A 16375-nucleotide genomic window follows, 5' to 3' on the forward strand; every position below is an offset into this window, starting at 1 on the left:
ATGAATTTCAAAGAGCACACATCCGGCACAATCGACTATCTGGAGCGCCCCGGTTCGGGTGGCCCGACGCTGGTGATGCTGCATGGGGTCGGTTCAAACGCGGCCTCTTTTGTTCCGCTTCTTCCACATTTGCCACGCGACTGGCGCGTCGTCGCCTGGAACGCGCCGGGCTATTGCGGATCGGACCCGCTCGACGCGGAATGGCCTTTGGCGAGCGACTATGCAGGTGCATTGAAGGCGTTTCTTGATCGGCTTGAGCTGGACCGTGTTCTTCTTGCCGGTCACTCGCTCGGCTGCCTGATGGCGGCTTCATTCGCCAGTGGGCATCGTGATCGCGTCGCCCATCTCCTGTTGAGTTCGCCGGCACTTGGTCATGGTGTCCCGCGCGGCGCAGCGCTGAGCGCGGCTGCTCAGGCGCGTATCGATGATCTGGAGATGTTGGGCGCTGAGGAATTCGCCGATCTGCGCGCGCCACGGCTGGTCTACCAGCCGGAGGCCAATGCGGACATCGTGCGCCGTGTGCGCGACGGCATGGCGCTGGTCAGCGCCCCGGGTTACCCGCAGGCCGCACGCATGCTGGCGTCGGGTCGTCTGCTTGACGATGCGGAGCGACTGCAGGTGCCAACCGACGTCATCGTCGGGGCTGAGGATGTCGTGACGCCACCCGACTCCGCGCGTCGCGCCCATGCGGCTCTGCGTCAGCCATGGTGCGGCGCGCTCACGCTCGTGCCTGACGCCGGACACGCCCTTTATCAGCAGGCTCCCGCCGCTTTTGCAGCGGCTCTGGAAGCGCTTGCGGAAACAGCCGGTTGAGGCCGGAAGGAGGAATGAACATGGCAGAAACAGTTCGTGTCGGCAGCCTTCGCGGCATCATGATGCGTGGGCCGGGCATCACCGCCACGCTGCCGTTCTATGAGGATATGTGGGGCCTGAGCCTTGCCCACAAAGAGGACGGCATAGCGCTTCTCCGGGGCACGGGGGACGAACCCTTTCTCTATGGTTTGAAGGACGGACCTGTCTACGGCATTGAATATGTGCATTTCGCCATGCCGGACCGGGCTTCGATGGATGCGCTCCATAGCCAGGTGGTTGCGCGCGGCGGCATCGCGCTTGGCAAGCCGGGGCCGTTCGATGACCATGCCGGCGGCTATGGCTTCGAGATGCTGGACCCGGACAACCGGCGACTGCGTTTCCGCACCGAGGCGCTGAGCCTTGACGAAGAGCCCGAATGGGCCAAGCCGCGCAAGGTGAGCCATGTGGTGCTGAACACGCCGGACATGGAAGGCGTGCAGGAATTCTACACCCATGTTCTGGGCTTTCGCGTTTCCGATTACTCGGCCGACCAGATGGTTTTCCTGCGCTGCAATTCGGATCATCACTCCATCGCACTGGTGCGCGGCAACTATGCCAGCGTCAACCACGTTGCGTTTGAGATGCCGTCCATCGACGAGTTCATGCGGGGTATCGGCCGCATGAAACAGAAAGGGCATGTGCCCACCTGGGGGCCTGGCCGGCATGGGCCGGGCAACAATCCGTTCGCTTACTTCGTCTCGCCGTCGGGCTTCGTCATCGAGTTCACCTCCGAGCTGCAGCAGATCGATGAGGCAACACACGAGGCGCAGGTCTGGCCGCGCGACAAGCCCGAGGCGATGGACCGCTGGATGACGGCTGGTCCGCCGACGCCGGCTCAGCGCGCCGTGATGCAGGGGCGTCCCGATCCCGGTTTTCCTGAACTCGCACCCGCCAGGAGCAACATCTGATGCATTACGGATATGACGGCAAAGTCGCGGTGGTCACCGGCGGTTCTTCGGGAATAGGCCTGGCCACGGTTGAGACGCTGCTCCAGTCGGGAGCGAGCGTGGCCTTCTGCGCCCGCACGGAAAGCAGACTCAACGATGTAGCGGCCGTAATGGTTCGCGACCATGGCGAAGAGCGTGTCATGGCGCGTGCCTTCTCGGTTCTCGAACCGGATGCGGTGAAGAATTTCGCCAGCGCCGTGGAAGACCGCTTCGGGCGTTGCGACCTCCTGGTCAACAATGCCGGGCAGGGGCGCATCTCCACCTTTGCCGAAACGACAGATGATGACTGGCGCGCTGAATACGAACTGAAGCTGTTCAGCCAGATCCACCCGACACGCGCTTTCCTGCCGATGCTGCGCAGGGCGAAGGGAGCCATCGTCGCGGTCAACTCGCTTCTTGCCTACCAGCCCGAGCCGCACATGGTCTGCACCTCTTCGGCGCGCGCCGGTGTGCAGAACCTCATCAAATCGCTGAGCGTCGAACTCGCGCCTGATGTGAGGGTCAACTCGATCCTGCTCGGTCTTGTCGGTTCCGGTCAGTGGTCGCGCCGCTTTGCAGAGCGCGAAGACCAGACCCAGAGCCGCGCCGACTGGTACGGCGCGCTGGCGGCAAAGAAGGGCATACCACTCGGCCGTCTTGGCAATCCTGCGGAAGCCGCTGCGGCAATCGCTTTTCTTGGCTCGCCGGCGGCGAGTTACATCACAGGCGCACAGCTCGAGGTTTCGGGCGGCCTGTCTCGTTACATTTGAAGGACACGGGATGAAACTCGAAACAATCACAGCCTCCGAGACGGTTGGGGATCTTATCGCCCGCTATCTCGCAGAGATCGGCGTTACCACCGTGTTCGGGGTCATCTCCATTCACAACATGCCGATCCTCGACGCCATCGCGCGGCAGGAGCGTATCCGGTTCGTGCCGGCGCGCGGCGAAGCGGGCGCCATGAACATGGCCGATGCCTTTGCCCGTGTATCCGGTGAGCTGGGTGTCTGCCTGACCTCCACGGGAACGGCTGCCGGCAATGCGGCGGGAGCGCAGGCCGAGGCGCTGACCGCCGGCTCGCGGGTTCTGCACATTACCACGCAGGTCGATCTGGAGTTTGCCGACCGCGACCGCGCTGCGATCCATGATGTGCCGCGCCAGCCGGAGATGTTGCGCGGCGTCTCAAAGGCAGTGTTCCGCATGTGGGACGCAAACGGAGCGGTTGGCGCGCTCACCGCAGCGGTGTCGGCTGCGCTTTCCGCGCCGACCGGACCGGTCAGTCTGGAAATTCCCGTCGATGTTCAGAGAACGCCGGCGTGTCCGGCCACGCGCATCCATAAACCGCAGCCGATCCGCCCAATTGCGCCGGAGAGTGTGATCGACGAAATCGCCGAACTGGTGAAGAAGGCGAAACGCCCGCTACTGTGGCTTGGTGGTGGCGCAAGCGACGCCGGCAAGGAAGCCACTGAGTTGATGCGGCGTGGTTTTGGCGTCGTCACATCAACCAATGGCCGCGCCATTGTGTCGGAAGCAGAGCCGGCAAGCCTGGGCGCGTTCAATATGACTCCGGAAGCCGTCGAGCTCTACAAGAGCTGCGATCTGATGATCGTTGTCGGTTCGCGTCTGCGCGGCAATGAAACCCGCAACAACAAGATGCCGCTGCCCCGGCCTCTGGTGCAGATCGACGCCGATGCGGCGCAGGGCGGTCGGAACTATCCGGTTGAGGTCTTCGCTCACGGTGATGCCGCAGACACGCTGGCCCGCCTGCTCGAGCGCTTGCCGGACACGCTCGACACTGACACCAACCTGTCCTTCGACATCGCCCGCACGCGGGCTGAAGCGGAAGGCCGGATGCGTGACGTTCTCGGCCCCTACCGGGTTGTTGCCGACACGCTTGCGGATCGTATCTTCTCCAACGGACATCCCTGGGTTCGCGACGTCACCATCTCGAACTCAACGTTCGGCAATCGCTATGTGCGGATTGCGGATCCCAAACTCGGCGTTCACGCGCTGGGTGGAGGCATAGGTCAGGGTGTGGCCATGGGTGTCGGGGCGGCGGTCGCCACCAGGGGAGCCAAGGCGATCACGCTTCTGGGCGATGGCGGGACGATGCTCGGTCTTGCCGAGATGATTACCGCCGTTGAGGAGAATGCGCCGCTCGTCTACCTGTTGATGAACGACAAGGCCTACGGCGTGATCCAGAACATTCAGGATGCGCAATATGACAGCCGCCGACACTATTCGGCATTGGCGACGCCTGACTTTGCCGGGTTCTGCAAAGCAATCGGCATGCCGCATCGGGTGATCAGCGATGTTGCTGAATTCCCCGCTGCCTTCGATGAGGCTGTGGCCGCTGACGGACCGCAGCTGATCGAGATCGATATGTGCGCGATTGGCCCGTTCAACGAGGCGTTTGCCGGCCCGCCGGCAGGTGCTGCGGGCAAGGGAGAATAGAGCGATGCGGCTTGGAATGATCGGCTTTGGCAACATCGCGCAAACCCTGCTCACCCAGCTGAAGCAAACGCTCGATGCGCCGCTTGAGCATCTGGCTGTGCTGGTTTTGCCGGAAATGGTGGACGAGACGGAAGCGCGTCTGACGAGTGAATTCGCGAGTGTGGCCGGAGAGTTCGCCGTGGTCACGGATGCGCAGGCGCTTTTGTCTCATCGGCCCGAATTGGTGGTCGAGTGCGCCGGACACGCTGCGGTTCTCGCGCATGCTCCTTCGGTTTTGCACGCCGGCATCGATGTGGTGATCGTCTCGATTGGCGCGCTCTCTGATGAAGCGCTGGAGAAGGAATTGCGGGCGGCCGCCAGCGCCGGTGGGGCGCGGCTTATCCTGCCTGCTGGCGCAGTGGGAGGCGTGGATCTTCTGGCCGCGCTTGGAGCCGCCGGTGGACTGGAGGTGCGCTACCGTGGCTCCAAGCCACCGCTAGCCTGGAGTGGAACGCCGGCCGAGCAGGCGCTTGATCTTGGCGCACTGGACGATGCCGCGATCTTTTTCCGTGGCACGGCGCGTGAAGCCGCACGGGAATTCCCCAAGAACGCCAATGTCGCGGCGACGCTGGCGCTGGCCGGAGCCGGATTTGAGGCGACCCAGGTCGAGCTGGTTGCCGATCCTGCGGCGCCCGGCAATGTCCATGAATACTCGGTTGTCTCGCCGCTGGCGAAATACACGATGCGCATCGAGAACCTGCCGTCGGCAGGGAACGCCAAGACATCCGTTTCAACGGTTTACAGCGTGCTGCGGGAGATCCGGAACCGGATCGGCCCGGTGGCGATTTGAGATGGAGGCGAAGATGATCGAACTGCCGCAGAACAAGCTCTTCGTCGCTGGAGAATGGGAAGAGGGGAGCGGGGCTGAAATCACCTCGATCTTCCCCGCCGATGGCAGCGTCAACCGCGTGCTTCGTGGCGCGAGCGTCGTCGATGGGGAGCGCGCCATCGAACGGGCAAAACAGGCGCAGGCAGACCCGGCGTGGCGCAATCTGAAGCCGCACGAGCGCGCACGCTTCCTCTACGCCATTGCGGACGGCATCGAGGCGAATGCCGAGCGCATCTCCCATATCCAGAGCCGTGACACGGGCAAGACCCTGCGGGAAACGGGGGCGCTGGCTGCTTCCGCCGCCGGCACATTCCGCTATTTCGGTGCGGTGCTTGAGAGCGCGGACGAGGCGCTCACGGTGCAGCGCGGCGACGCGCTGACCATGTCGGTTCATGAGCCGTTGGGCCTGGTCGGTGCGATCACGCCCTGGAACTCGCCGATTGCCTCGGACGCGCAGAAGGTTGCTCCGGCGCTGGCGGCAGGCAATGCGGTTCTGTTGAAGCCCGCTTCCTGGTCGCCGCTCGTCTCTCTGGAGCTGGCGCGGATCATTGAGGCTTCAGGCCTGCCCAAGGGGCTGTTTTCGGTGCTTCCCGGCGCAGGGCGCGAGATCGGAAACCTTCTGGTCGAGCACCCCGATATCGCCAAGATCAGCTTTACCGGCGGCACGGCGACGGGCCGCGCCCTTGCCGTGAAAGCGGCGCAGAAACTGATGCCGGTTTCTCTGGAGCTTGGCGGCAAGTCTCCGACGATTGTCTTTGCCGATGCCGACATCGAGCAGGCACTGGCCGGTGTGCTGTTCGGTATCTTCTCTTCCACCGGGCAGAGCTGCATTGCCGGTGCGCGCCTGTTTGTCGAGCGGCCGATCTACGACCAGTTCGTTGAACGCCTCGTGGCTGCGACCCAGAGGCTGAGGGTGGGGCATCCATTCGAGGCCGACACGCAGGTTGCGCCGATGGTTCACATCGATCATCGCGACAGCGTTGCAGAACATGTTCGCCGGGCGCGCGAAGAGGGCGCTGAAGTGCTCATTGGCGGCGGCGCTCCCGAGGGGGCGGCCTTTGACAAGGGGGCTTACTATTTGCCGACCATTCTGGCCGGCGTCGACAACAAGGCGCGCATCTGCCGCGAGGAAGTGTTCGGCCCTGTTCTGGTGGTTCTGCCGTTTGACAGTGAGGAAGATGTCATCGCGCAGGCCAACGACAATGAGTATGGCCTGGCCTGTGGTCTCTGGACCCGCGATTTCCCCAAGAGCTGGCGGGTCGGCAACGCCATCGGCGCGGGCACCGTCTGGATCAACACCTACAAGCAGTTTTCGATCTCCACGCCCTTCGGTGGCGAGAAGGAAAGCGGCATGGGACGCGAAAAGGGACGCGAGGGCCTGCGTGCCTACATGGCGCAGAAGTCGTTTTACACCGACCTGTCGGGCGCACCGCACCCTTGGGCGGCAGCCACGGTGCAGGCAAAATGAGCCGCGCGGTCGCCATCGTCGGTTCGGGCCCGTCCGGTTGTTATCTGGCGCAGGCGCTGCTGAAGGCCGAGCCGGATCTCAGGCTCGACCTGATCGATCGCCTTCCCGTTCCCTATGGCCTCGTGCGTTATGGCGTGGCGGCTGATCATCAGGGAACAAAGGGCGTTATCCGCCAGTTCGAACGCCTGTTCGAACGTCAGGGCGCTGGCTTCATCGGCAATGTCTCAATCGGCGATGATGTGAGCCTCGATGATCTGCGTGCGGCTTATGACGCGGTGGTGCTCGCCGCCGGATTGTCTGCGGATCGCGCGCTTGATATTCCGGGCGAGGCATTGTCGGGCGTCCACCGCGCGGGTCGCCTTACGCGGGCGCTCTACGAACACCCCGACGCCGAGCCGTTGCCTGAACTGGGCAGCCGGGTGGTGATCATGGGCAATGGCAATGTCGCCATCGACATTCTGCGCCTGCTTGCAAAGACGCCGGAGGAACTTGCCGGTTCCGATCTGGGCGCAGGGCCGACCGCGTGGCTGGCCGCTTCCGGTATTGAGGAAATAGAGATTGTCGGCCGTTCGCCGGCAGCCGCCGCGAAGTTCGATCCCGTAATGATCAAGGAACTGGCGAAGCTTGAAGGTGTGAGCATCCGCGTTGTTGATGCGGGTGTCGGCGACGACCCGGCTGCGGCGAAGAAGATCGCAGCGCTCGAAGCGATTGACGGTCATGGTTCCGGCGAGCGTCGCATCACTTTTCGTTTTGGCCTTACCCCGGTCGAGCTTTCCGGTGTCGACGGTCGTCTTCAGGAGGCCCGTTTCGAAGACAGGCGGGGCGAGCCCCTTGTCCTGCCATGCAGCGCCTTCATCACCGCGATTGGGTTCGCGGCGCAGGAAGGGCTGCCCCGCGATGCGATGATCGGCGGGGCTGTGGACCCGGAAGCCGGTGTCATCGATGCTGGCCTTTATGCGACGGGCTGGTTTCGCCGTGGCCCGCAGGGAACCATCCCTGACAACCGCGCCGATGCGCAGCGTCTTGCAGAGCGCATTCTAACTGATCTGCAGACAAATGGCGGATCGGCGGTGAAGCCAGGCCGCAACGCTTTTCCAGCATGGGCCGATGCGGTCGATTATCAGGGCTGGAAACGCATCGACGCAGCCGAAATCGCCGCCGCCCCGCAGAACCGCTGCCGCGCCAAGATCGCTTCGCGGGACGCCATGCTGGCGCTCGCTTTTCAGAAAAAGGAGCCTCAACAATGAACATTATGCTTCTTTACGGCACCGAGACCGGCAATGCCGAAATGCTGGCCGAGGACATTGTGGGCGAGCTTTCGGGCGAGCACGATGTCGGTTGCTGCAATCTGTCGGATTTTTCGCCCGACTCATTCGAGACCGGCCGGCTTTATCTGATTGTCTGTTCATCATATGGCGATGGCGAATTGCCGGCTTCGGCGCAGCCCTTTGCCGCCGCTTTGCAGGCATCCACACCGGATCTGGCAGGCGTCCATTTCGGCATTTTCGGTCTGGGGGACAGCGAATACGAAGAGACTTTCGGCTTCGGCAGCAAGGGGCTTGCGGAACTGTTGGCCTCACAGGGCGCGGTGCAGATCGGCGAGCGCATAACGCATGATGCGTCAGGCGGCGATATGGCTGAAGATCTGGCTTTCCCCTGGGCCGCGCAGATCGTGGCGCTGGCCGAGGAAAAAGTCAGCGAGACCGCGTGATGAAGGCGGCCGAGATACGGGCGCTGGTCTGCGCACCCTGGAGGCACGGAGATTGCGTAGACCTTTCCGGTATCGTCTGCGAGGGCACACTGGATCTAGCCGGGCTCGACCTTACGGGTGTGGACTTCACGGGCGCATCTTTTCCTGACGGTATCGATGCGACGGGCACCCGCTTTCTCGGCGTAAGCTGGTTCAGCAATGCGCGTTTTGGCGGAAAGACCCTTTTTGCGCGTGCGGTGTTCACCAATGATGCCCGTTTCGATCAGGCGATTTTTGCTGCTGAAGCATGTTTCGAAGGAGCGGAGTTCCGCGGCATCGCACGGTTTGACAGGGCGGACTTTGCAATGGGAGCGAATTTTCAGCGTGTCGCGTGCTACGGGAATTTTTCGCTGCACGGCGTGTGGGTGCGGGGAAAGGCGTCTTTCCAAAAGGCCGAATGGCTGGGCGGATTGTGGTGCGAGGCCGCGCAATTGCCGGAAAACGCAGACTTCGCTGACACGCAGGTGCATGGTCGCCTTTGGTTGCGCAATGCGCTTGTGGGAAACAGGCGATTGCGGAGCGGCACCTTCCCGCTTTCCTACGGCTACACCTACAATTGATCGGCTGACCAGCCGCGATAACCCAGCGCTTCGGACATGGCGCGTGCGACGGCCTTGAGCTCCTGCTCGATTTTCCCGGCGTGGGGCCCGTCCTCGGCGAAGACGCTGGCGTGGCCGGTTACATTGATGGCGCCGACGGCGCGCGCTTGGTGGTCGTGGATGGCAACCGCAGCGGATCCGATCTCAGGTTCGAAATTCGCGACGCTCCAGGCGATCCCGCGCGCGCGATCCGCCAGTAGCTGTTTTTCAAGCTCGGCAAGCGTCGTGCGCGTTTTGGTCGTGAAGGATTCCATTGCCTGACCGGCATAGAGCGAACGAAGCGATGCGATCGGCAGTTCCGCCAGAAGAATGCGGCCTATCGTTGTCGCATGGGCCTGCAATCTTGTGCCTTCGCGCACCGTGCTGGCGAGGTGGGAATTCGGCGTTTCGCGCGCCAGATACACGATCTCACGCCCCTCCAGAACGCCAAGATGCGCTGACAGGTTAAGCGAATCGACAAGCTGCTTGAGGAACGGTCGCGCCACCTGAAGAATGCTGCGTTCGTTCAGCGCTTCCGACGCCAGCGCGATCAGTCCGGTACCGAGGCGATAACCACCATCGTCGGCAATCGGTTCGATGATGCTTTCAGTCTCGAGCGTTGCAAGAAGGCGGATGAGCGTGGTGCGATTGATGTCGAGCGCTTTTGCGGCATTGCTGATGTTGCGGCACCGATTGCCCGCCGCGATATAACGAAGCAGTGCAATCGCCCTTGTGACGGGAGGAACGACGTAAAGTGGTTCTTTCGTTTCTGTTTTTTGCTCTTCCGCCACGAACGGCCCCGCTGAATTGCTCCTATTTGGCCGCGTCTATCATATTTGAACAGCATGCAGTAGATGGCTATCTGGGAATGGACCCAGAATATGACGGCAGCGACGACTTGGATTGCCTGAAAGAATCCGCGCGCGCATCGGCCGCGGCGGGGCGTTATACATTGCCAGTCCTCAAATTTCGCCTATGCCGGCCGGTCCCCACGACGTGCGCTTGAAGACACCCAACCTATTCGGCGTCCGTCATCACGTTGAACAGGCAATCGCCTCGCTGCGTCAATGTGGGGAAGCGGCGGCAGCTGATCATGCCGGAGGTTGAAAAATGGAGTTCAACCGGGTCTCTCATTGGACTATCGGGAAAGTGGATGCGCCCGGCCAAATCGCCGGCTGTAACCATTTCGCCGAGATCGGCATTCGGTTCGAACAGCCCGCCTTCGGGAGTGTAAATCGCTGCTTCCCGTCCCAGTGAGCGCATGAGGCGCGTCGAGGACGTGTCGTCGACATCCAGGCCCGGTGCAATTCCGAAGTGCTTCAGGACGCGACGGACACCGGTTTCGGCTATCGCCAAACCGCGAGGCGACAGGGTTGCGCCGCCTCCGAGTTCTGTCGTCAGCGCCGGAATACCGCGTTTGGCGGCTGCGGCATACAATGTGGTGTGCCCACCACCGCCGCTTCCATCGGTCAACACGCTGAATGGCGCACCGAAGGCATCGAGGAGCGCCATCACTTTTTCTCTGTGATCGTCACTCGAGCCGGGATGCGCCAGCGCCAGCGGCAGATAGTCGAGTGAGCGTCCGCCCGAATGCAGGTCGATCACCAGATCGCATTTCGGGAACAGAACCCTGTCGACATAGTGCGCGATCGCAGCCGTCGGTCCCATCTTCGGGTCACCCGGAAAGAGGCGGTTGAGATTGCCCTCGTCCAGCGGGGAGACGCGTCGCCCCGCCATGACGGCAGGAAAGTTCAGAGCGGGCATTATAATGACGCGGCCATTCACTTCCTCTGGCTGAAGTTCGCGCGCCAGGCGGTTGAGGGCGATCTGCCCTTCATACTCATCTCCGTGCGTGCCTGCCGTCAGCAGAAGCGTAGGGCCTGTCCCGTTGGCGATGACCACCAGAGGGATGGGGATCCACCCATAGGCGGACAGGTCCGATGAATGCGGCAGGCGGAGATAATCGGATTGCTTGCCAGATCGCTCGTAATCAAGCCCGGTCCAAAGCATGCTGACGTCAGACATTCTGATCAATACTCTCTGATAGTTTTAAAGGATCTGGCTGAGGAAGCGCTGTGTCCGCTCGTTCTCGGGATGAGCGAAGAACGTTTCGGGTGGTGCTTCCTCCACCACTGATCCGCCATCCATGAACACGACACGGTCTGCAACTTTTCTGGCAAACCCCATCTCATGCGTGACGCAGAGCATCGTCATGCCGTCGCGGGCCAGTTCCGTCATGACGTCCAGAACTTCCTTGATCATCTCGGGGTCTAGAGCGGATGTGGGTTCATCGAACAACATGACGCGCGGATGCATGCACAGAGCACGTGCAATGGCGACGCGCTGGCGTTGCCCGCCTGAGAGTTGGCTTGGATAGGCGTCCGCCTTTTCCGGGATTTTGACCCGTGCGAGGTAGTGCCGCGCGATATCCTCTGCCTCGCGGCGCGGCAGGCGTTTTGCGCGCGTCAGGGCCAGGGTGCAATTTCTGAGCACAGTGAGGTGCGGGAACAGATTGAAGTGCTGGAAAACCATGCCGACATTCCGGCGGATTTCATGCATGGCGCGCACGCTGGTTCCGACTTCGCGGCCATTCACGCGGATCTCGCCCTGCTGATGCTCTTCCAGCTGGTTGACGCAGCGGATGAGCGTCGATTTGCCGGAACCGGACGGCCCGCAGATGACGATCTGTTCACCGGTTCCGACTGTGAGATCGACATCCTTCAGGACATGCAGCTTGCCGTACCATTTGTTGAGTTTCTTGATTTCAACGGCTGGCTTCATTTCCAGCGCGCTTCCCACAACTCCCGTGGACATTGCTTCTACGGCAGTCATGTTATCGTTTCTCCGATGCCAAGAGCTTGTTCTCCAATACACGCACGAGCTGTGCGATCGATACGGCGAGGATCAGGAAGACCACTCCGACGATCAGCATCGGTTCTGCGTAGCGAAAAGTGTCGCTTGAGACTTCCATCGCAGCGCCGAGCATTTCCGGGACAGCAATCACGGCCAGATAGGGCGTCGCCTTCAGGATCGATACGAAGTAGTTGCCCATCGGGGCCGCGATGTTGCGCAACATCTGGGGTGCGATGACGAATATGATGGTGTCGAAGTGCTTGAGGCCCAGTGCCGTTGCTGCTTCGAACTGCCCGGCCGAGATGGTGTCGATACCCGCCTTGAAGACTTCGGCCAGATAACCGCTGTAGTAGACGCTTAACGCCAGAACGCCGACGGCGTATGCGGGTAGCGTCACGCCGTAGAACGGCAGCACAAAGTACAGAAAGTAGATCTGCACCAGAACCGGGGTGGACCTGATGAAGTCAATGACAAACCGCATCGTGTAGCCGAACAGACGGCCGCTGCGGCGAAGGATCTCCAGAAGAAAGCCGAGCAGGGCAGCACCCAGACAGCTCGCAATGGCGACCCAGATCGTCGTGCCCACGGCGGCGAGTATCGTGGGCAGAACGGAGAGGGCGAAGGCGAAATCAAACGTCACGCTGTCCCCTCCCTTCAATGCTCACGCGCCGCTCCGTCCAGCGTCCAAGAATGGTCGCGGGGTAACAGACGATGAAATATGCAAGCAGCAGGGCCGTGTAAGTGCCGACCGGATCGTATTGCAGTTGCGAGATTTCCTTTGCACGGAAAGTCATGTCCGTGAGGGTGATCAGCGAAACGAGCGCCGTTCCCTTGATCAGCTGTATGAACTGATTGATGAAAGTCGGCATCATGGCTGCAAAGGCCTGCGGCAGCTCGATCAGGCCCAGGATCTCGATCCGCCGCAAACCCAATGCCTTGCCTGCCTCCACCTGGCCGACATCCAGCGCCTGCAATGCGGCCCGGACCGACTGGCTGCCATAGCCGCCAATGTTCAGTCCGAGCGCCATCGCGCCCACGGTGATGCCGGAGAGTGTTATGCCGAAGCTTGGCAGTGAGTAGTAGAAAACGAAGAGCAGGATAATCACCGGCGAACTGCGCCAGAACTCGATGATCGAGGTCACGAGCAGATGCGCAAATCCCTTGGTGAAATGCTGTAAAACGCCAAAGACAAGAGCGAAGGGCACGGCGAACATCATCCCGTAGAAGGTAATGGTGGCTGTTACGCCGAGCCCCTCGAAAATGCCGGCAAGCGTGGCTGTAAAACTCACTGCACACCCTCCGGATCAGTCGCGGTCAACTGATGCATTATTCGCTACAGATCGCCTGCGTCTGCAGGTTCGGCGCTTTCTCGGCATCGGTGAAGCCGTAGCGCTTCATGATCTCGTCGACGGTACCGTCGTTCATGAGCTTTTTCAGTTCCGCATTGTAGGCATCGCGCAGCGTTGTATCAGCCTTGCGGAAAGCGATGGCCGTATAGAGAGCTGCGGGCCGTCCATCGACAACCTTGCCAGTGAAAGGGACTGCGCGTTCCAGCCCCTTCACGTTCGGGTCCTGTAGGAACGAAACCACGCTCGGTGCGGAAAGGGTAGCAGCGTCCGCACGTCCTGCCAGAAGGGCAGAGACGAGGGCGTTGGTGTCCTGCAGCAGCAGCATCTGATCCTTGGGAACGCCCGCATCCATGGCGTTCTTCGAGTTCAGCGTCCCCCGGCCGCCGGCGAGACGGAGATCGGGATTTGATGCAAAATCCGCGTAGCTGTGGATGTTCTTGGGGTTCCCTTCCTTGACGAGCAGCCCGTCGCCGACCGACAGATCAGGTTCGCTGAAGATCACTTCCTTGCATCGTGCAGGCGTGATCGCGATTCCTGATGCGATCATGTCGAACCGGTTTGCGTTCAATCCGGGAATGAGCGCGCCAAACTCCGAGATCACAAACTCGATATTGCTGACGCCCAGCTTCTCGAAAGCCGTGCGCACCAGATCCGGATGATATCCGACGGCTTCGCCATCGGCATTCCGGAAACCCCAGGGAGCCCGATTGTGAATGCCGATTGTCACCGTCCCGGAAGACAGGCGCTCGGAGATCGCCTCATCTGCCATGGTTGACGAGGGAGCAGCCAGTCCCGTGAGCGCAATCATGGCTGCGAGCCCGGCGCGCAAGACTGACCTGCGGAGTAAGGTGTTCATCTTCATTCCCCTTCTTGTTTGTTGGTAGAGTTTCACGACGCGATTGCGTCTTCCGTCGCATGGGTTGCGAGCACGTTCAAAAGCCGCTGAACATCAGCTTCGAGATCGGCGGCATCTTCCAGCCCCACGCTGATGCGCAGAACGAGATCGTCTCCGGTCCATGGCCGTGCGGTTCTGTGCTGTTTGACCGGCATGGGCGCGACCAGACTTCTGGTGCCGCCCCAGGATGCGCCGATCGAAATGGTTTTCAGGGCGTCCAGCGCAGCTGACACATGCGCGATTGCGGGCGTTTTGAACACGACACTGAACACCGCACTGGCACCGGAGAAATCACGCTGCCAGATCTCGTGTCCCGGTGAATTCTTCAGCGGCGGATAAAGAACGTTGTCCACCAGCGGATGCGCGCTAAACAGCTCCGCAAGCTTCGCGGCGGTTCGGCTGGCATAGTCCAGGCGCACCGCCATCGTTTCGATGCCGCGCAAAACCAGAGAGCATTCATCCGGAGAGACGCCGATGCCAAACCGGTTCAGGGTTGCCCTGACGGTTTTTGCGTTTTCGGGATCCGCCAGTGTTATGGAGCCCATCAATGCATCTGAGTGACCGGCGAAATACTTGGTGAGCGCTTCCACGACAATGTCGGCGCCATGGGCCAGCGGCTTGAAATGGAGAGGCGTTGCCCACGTGTTGTCACAGCCTACGAGAACGCCGGCCTTGTGCGCTATTGCGCAGATGCGCGGCACGTCCTGAACTTCCATGGTGGTTGAACCGGGCGACTCGACCCAGATCATTCGGGTCCGTTCGTCGATCAGGTTCTCAAGCTTTTCCGGTGCAGTCGGATCGTAGAATGCAACCTCCACGCCCATTCTCTGCAGGTCATGCTGCGCGAAATCCCTGATGGGCGGATAGGCGCTGTCCGCTATCAGAAGGCGATCACCTCCCTTGATGAAGGAGAGTATGGCCAGCGCGGATGCAGCCTGTCCGGAAGGGACGAGCAGTGTTTTGCCGCCGCCCTCCAGTGCGCTTATTTTTTGCTCAAGAGCGCGGACAGTGGGAGTGCCGGAAAGCCCGTAAGTATAGCCATCCAGGCCGCGTTCGTGACGCCCCGCATAAGCTTGCGCGTCGGGAAAAACGATCGTGGAGGCGCGGTGAACCGGATAGGCAAGGCTTCTGAAGCCTTCCGTATCAACGTCCGGTGATGTGACACAGTTTGTCCAATCGCTCATTGGGGGCCTTTCATTTGCTGTGGCGCACTTACATCACAGCGATATCTATTCCGTCTAATATGAAGATTGATAAACTCTATTCTCAAAGGTTATAGGTGGAGGGAGGAGGGTGGCCATGAATCAGCGACAGATCGAGGTTTTTCATGCCGTCATGACCAATGGCACGGCGTCTCGTGCAGCCGAGGTCTTAAGAATTTCGCAACCGGCGGTCAGCAAGGCGGTACAGGAGCTGGAGAGATCAATTGGCTTTCCGCTCTTTGATCGGGTGAAGAGCAGAATGCTGCCGACGGCCGAGGCACAGCTGCTTCACCGGGAGGTTGAGGCATCGTTCATTTCGATGGGGCATTTGCGGAGTGCGGCTGCGCGGATACGGGATTTCGGCTCCGGCGAAATCAGGATTGCGTGTCTCTCGGCGCTGAGCACGAACATCGTTCCACGCGCACTGCGCGCATTTCAGGAAGCGCACCCCAATGTGGCGATCACATTGCAGGCGCGCATGTCGTCCGTTGTTCGCGATCTTGTCGCCGAAGGGCAGTTCGACGTCGGGCTGGCGGCGGATGAGATCGATCTGACGGGCGTCGACGCATCGCCCTTTGCCACTCACAAGGCGTGCATCGCGCTCTATGAAGGGCATCCTCTGGAGCATCTTGATGTCATCCGGCCCGAGGACCTTCATGACCGCCCATTCATCGCTCTTGCGCCTGAGGACACGACCCGACGTGAAGCGGATATTATCTTTGAAAAAAGCGGTGGAACGCCGCGCACGGTGATCGAAACACCTTACTCCACAACGATTTGCGCCATGGTCAGCGCGAGGTTGGGCTGTGGTCTGGTGAACCCGTTGACGGCAGAGCCCTATTTGAATGCCGGGCTCATTTTGAAACCCTTTGAACCGAGTATTTACTTCCGAACGCTCCTGCTCCTGCCTCCCAACCGTCGCCCATCGAGACTGCTGAAAGAGCTTGTGGACGCGTTGCGCAAACACAGCAGTGCGAAGCCCTCGATTCTGTAACCACCGGTGTGGTCACAGGCAGATCAAGAACTGTAAGTTTTTTCGAATTGGGTGGGTTCGAGTGGCCTTCGCTTCGACGGGTTAGAGGTGAATTTCAATGTCAGCCATGAGGTCTGAGTTGTGCAAATTTTGCACAATATCTGCCTATGATTCCAAAAATCGGAGAATATGGTCGCCCCATGCACA

General features: G+C 60.9%; 17 protein-coding genes. 10 read left to right on the plus strand and 7 right to left on the minus strand.

Annotation, left to right across the window (positions count from 1 at the left end):
• The 9 genes from DEJ54_RS20450 to DEJ54_RS20490 are packed head-to-tail and all read left to right on the plus strand — an operon-like array spanning position 1 to position 8878.
• A complete protein-coding gene (locus tag DEJ54_RS20450; protein ID WP_113156613.1) occupies positions 1 to 813 on the plus strand; it encodes an alpha/beta fold hydrolase in 813 nt (270 codons plus the stop codon).
• Positions 814 to 833: 20 nt separating this feature from the next.
• On the plus strand, positions 834 to 1760 hold the full coding sequence (locus DEJ54_RS20455; protein WP_113157116.1) for a VOC family protein: 927 nt from the start codon (positions 834 to 836) through the stop codon (positions 1758 to 1760).
• Positions 1760 to 2548 carry an SDR family oxidoreductase gene (locus DEJ54_RS20460; protein ID WP_113156614.1) on the plus strand — a complete coding sequence of 263 codons (789 nt, stop codon included), beginning with the start codon at positions 1760 to 1762 and terminating at the stop codon, positions 2546 to 2548. Before DEJ54_RS20455 ends, DEJ54_RS20460 begins: the two co-directional genes overlap by 1 nt.
• A gap of 10 nt (positions 2549 to 2558) precedes the next feature.
• Positions 2559 to 4232: a thiamine pyrophosphate-binding protein gene (locus DEJ54_RS20465; RefSeq protein ID WP_113156615.1), complete on the plus strand. Its 1674-nt coding sequence runs from the start codon at positions 2559 to 2561 to the stop codon at positions 4230 to 4232.
• A 4-nt stretch (positions 4233 to 4236) separates the two neighbouring features.
• A complete protein-coding gene (locus DEJ54_RS20470) occupies positions 4237 to 5061 on the plus strand; it encodes an aspartate dehydrogenase (RefSeq protein WP_113156616.1) in 825 nt (274 codons plus the stop codon).
• A gap of 13 nt (positions 5062 to 5074) precedes the next feature.
• Positions 5075 to 6568: an aldehyde dehydrogenase gene (locus DEJ54_RS20475; protein WP_113157117.1), complete on the plus strand. Its 1494-nt coding sequence runs from the start codon at positions 5075 to 5077 to the stop codon at positions 6566 to 6568.
• A complete protein-coding gene (locus DEJ54_RS20480; protein ID WP_204360923.1) occupies positions 6565 to 7815 on the plus strand; it encodes an FAD-dependent oxidoreductase in 1251 nt (416 codons plus the stop codon). Before DEJ54_RS20475 ends, DEJ54_RS20480 begins: the two co-directional genes overlap by 4 nt.
• Positions 7812 to 8279, plus strand: coding sequence for a flavodoxin domain-containing protein (locus tag DEJ54_RS20485; protein ID WP_113156618.1), 468 nt, complete (start codon positions 7812 to 7814; stop codon positions 8277 to 8279). Before DEJ54_RS20480 ends, DEJ54_RS20485 begins: the two co-directional genes overlap by 4 nt.
• Complete coding sequence (locus tag DEJ54_RS20490) at positions 8279 to 8878, plus strand: pentapeptide repeat-containing protein (RefSeq protein WP_113156619.1); 600 nt, start codon at positions 8279 to 8281, stop codon at positions 8876 to 8878. Before DEJ54_RS20485 ends, DEJ54_RS20490 begins: the two co-directional genes overlap by 1 nt.
• Here DEJ54_RS20490 and DEJ54_RS20495 read toward each other — a convergent pair.
• The 7 genes from DEJ54_RS20495 to DEJ54_RS20525 all read right to left on the minus strand — a co-directional run bounded on the left by DEJ54_RS20495 (position 8869) and on the right by DEJ54_RS20525 (position 15177).
• Complete coding sequence (locus DEJ54_RS20495) at positions 8869 to 9687, minus strand: IclR family transcriptional regulator (protein ID WP_113156620.1); 819 nt, start codon at positions 9685 to 9687, stop codon at positions 8869 to 8871. The genes DEJ54_RS20490 and DEJ54_RS20495 overlap by 10 nt on opposite strands.
• Before the next feature lie 226 nt (positions 9688 to 9913).
• On the minus strand, positions 9914 to 10921 hold the full coding sequence (locus DEJ54_RS20500) for a succinylglutamate desuccinylase/aspartoacylase family protein (protein WP_204360924.1): 1008 nt from the start codon (positions 10919 to 10921) through the stop codon (positions 9914 to 9916).
• Positions 10922 to 10945: 24 nt separating this feature from the next.
• The gene (locus DEJ54_RS20505; RefSeq protein ID WP_204360925.1) at positions 10946 to 11677 is read right to left on the minus strand and encodes an amino acid ABC transporter ATP-binding protein; all 732 of its coding nucleotides are present in this window, start codon (positions 11675 to 11677) and stop codon (positions 10946 to 10948) included.
• A gap of 52 nt (positions 11678 to 11729) precedes the next feature.
• Positions 11730 to 12389 (minus strand): ectoine/hydroxyectoine ABC transporter permease subunit EhuD, encoded by a 660-nt coding sequence (ehuD, locus tag DEJ54_RS20510; RefSeq protein ID WP_113156622.1) that lies wholly within the window; start codon positions 12387 to 12389, stop codon positions 11730 to 11732.
• Positions 12379 to 13038 (minus strand): amino acid ABC transporter permease, encoded by a 660-nt coding sequence (locus DEJ54_RS20515; protein WP_113156623.1) that lies wholly within the window; start codon positions 13036 to 13038, stop codon positions 12379 to 12381. The genes ehuD and DEJ54_RS20515 overlap by 11 nt, the downstream gene beginning before the upstream one ends.
• A 37-nt stretch (positions 13039 to 13075) precedes the next feature.
• Positions 13076 to 13954: an ectoine/hydroxyectoine ABC transporter substrate-binding protein EhuB gene (ehuB, locus tag DEJ54_RS20520; RefSeq protein WP_113157119.1), complete on the minus strand. Its 879-nt coding sequence runs from the start codon at positions 13952 to 13954 to the stop codon at positions 13076 to 13078.
• Between the two features lie 32 nt (positions 13955 to 13986).
• The gene (locus DEJ54_RS20525; RefSeq protein ID WP_113156624.1) at positions 13987 to 15177 is read right to left on the minus strand and encodes a PLP-dependent aspartate aminotransferase family protein; all 1191 of its coding nucleotides are present in this window, start codon (positions 15175 to 15177) and stop codon (positions 13987 to 13989) included.
• 115 nt (positions 15178 to 15292) lie between these two features.
• Between DEJ54_RS20525 and DEJ54_RS20530 the strand changes: the two genes are divergently transcribed.
• Positions 15293 to 16189, plus strand: a complete 897-nt coding sequence (locus tag DEJ54_RS20530) for a LysR substrate-binding domain-containing protein (protein WP_113156625.1) — start codon at positions 15293 to 15295, stop codon at positions 16187 to 16189.
• The last annotated feature ends 186 nt before the right edge of the window (positions 16190 to 16375 follow it).

This window comes from Nitratireductor sp. OM-1, assembly GCF_003296175.1.
Lineage (GTDB): Bacteria > Pseudomonadota > Alphaproteobacteria > Rhizobiales > Rhizobiaceae > Nitratireductor > Nitratireductor aquimarinus.

What these genes read in the sequence shown, in the direction of transcription:
- DEJ54_RS20505 (WP_204360925.1), bottom strand. Translation starts at nt 11,677, where the DNA reads ATGAAGCCAGCCGTTGAAATCAAGAAACTCAACAAATGGTACGGCAAG.
- DEJ54_RS20490 (WP_113156619.1), top strand. Translation starts at nt 8,279, where the DNA reads ATGAAGGCGGCCGAGATACGGGCGCTGGTCTGCGCACCCTGGAGGCAC.
- DEJ54_RS20465 (WP_113156615.1), top strand. Translation starts at nt 2,559, where the DNA reads ATGAAACTCGAAACAATCACAGCCTCCGAGACGGTTGGGGATCTTATC.
- DEJ54_RS20480 (WP_204360923.1), top strand. Translation starts at nt 6,565, where the DNA reads ATGAGCCGCGCGGTCGCCATCGTCGGTTCGGGCCCGTCCGGTTGTTAT.
- DEJ54_RS20470 (WP_113156616.1), top strand. Translation starts at nt 4,237, where the DNA reads ATGCGGCTTGGAATGATCGGCTTTGGCAACATCGCGCAAACCCTGCTC.
- DEJ54_RS20485 (WP_113156618.1), top strand. Translation starts at nt 7,812, where the DNA reads ATGAACATTATGCTTCTTTACGGCACCGAGACCGGCAATGCCGAAATG.
- DEJ54_RS20500 (WP_204360924.1), bottom strand. Translation starts at nt 10,921, where the DNA reads ATGTCTGACGTCAGCATGCTTTGGACCGGGCTTGATTACGAGCGATCT.
- DEJ54_RS20450 (WP_113156613.1), top strand. Translation starts at nt 1, where the DNA reads ATGAATTTCAAAGAGCACACATCCGGCACAATCGACTATCTGGAGCGC.
- DEJ54_RS20530 (WP_113156625.1), top strand. Translation starts at nt 15,293, where the DNA reads ATGAATCAGCGACAGATCGAGGTTTTTCATGCCGTCATGACCAATGGC.
- DEJ54_RS20455 (WP_113157116.1), top strand. Translation starts at nt 834, where the DNA reads ATGGCAGAAACAGTTCGTGTCGGCAGCCTTCGCGGCATCATGATGCGT.
- DEJ54_RS20525 (WP_113156624.1), bottom strand. Translation starts at nt 15,177, where the DNA reads ATGAGCGATTGGACAAACTGTGTCACATCACCGGACGTTGATACGGAA.
- DEJ54_RS20475 (WP_113157117.1), top strand. Translation starts at nt 5,075, where the DNA reads ATGATCGAACTGCCGCAGAACAAGCTCTTCGTCGCTGGAGAATGGGAA.
- DEJ54_RS20460 (WP_113156614.1), top strand. Translation starts at nt 1,760, where the DNA reads ATGCATTACGGATATGACGGCAAAGTCGCGGTGGTCACCGGCGGTTCT.
- ehuB (WP_113157119.1), bottom strand. Translation starts at nt 13,954, where the DNA reads ATGAACACCTTACTCCGCAGGTCAGTCTTGCGCGCCGGGCTCGCAGCC.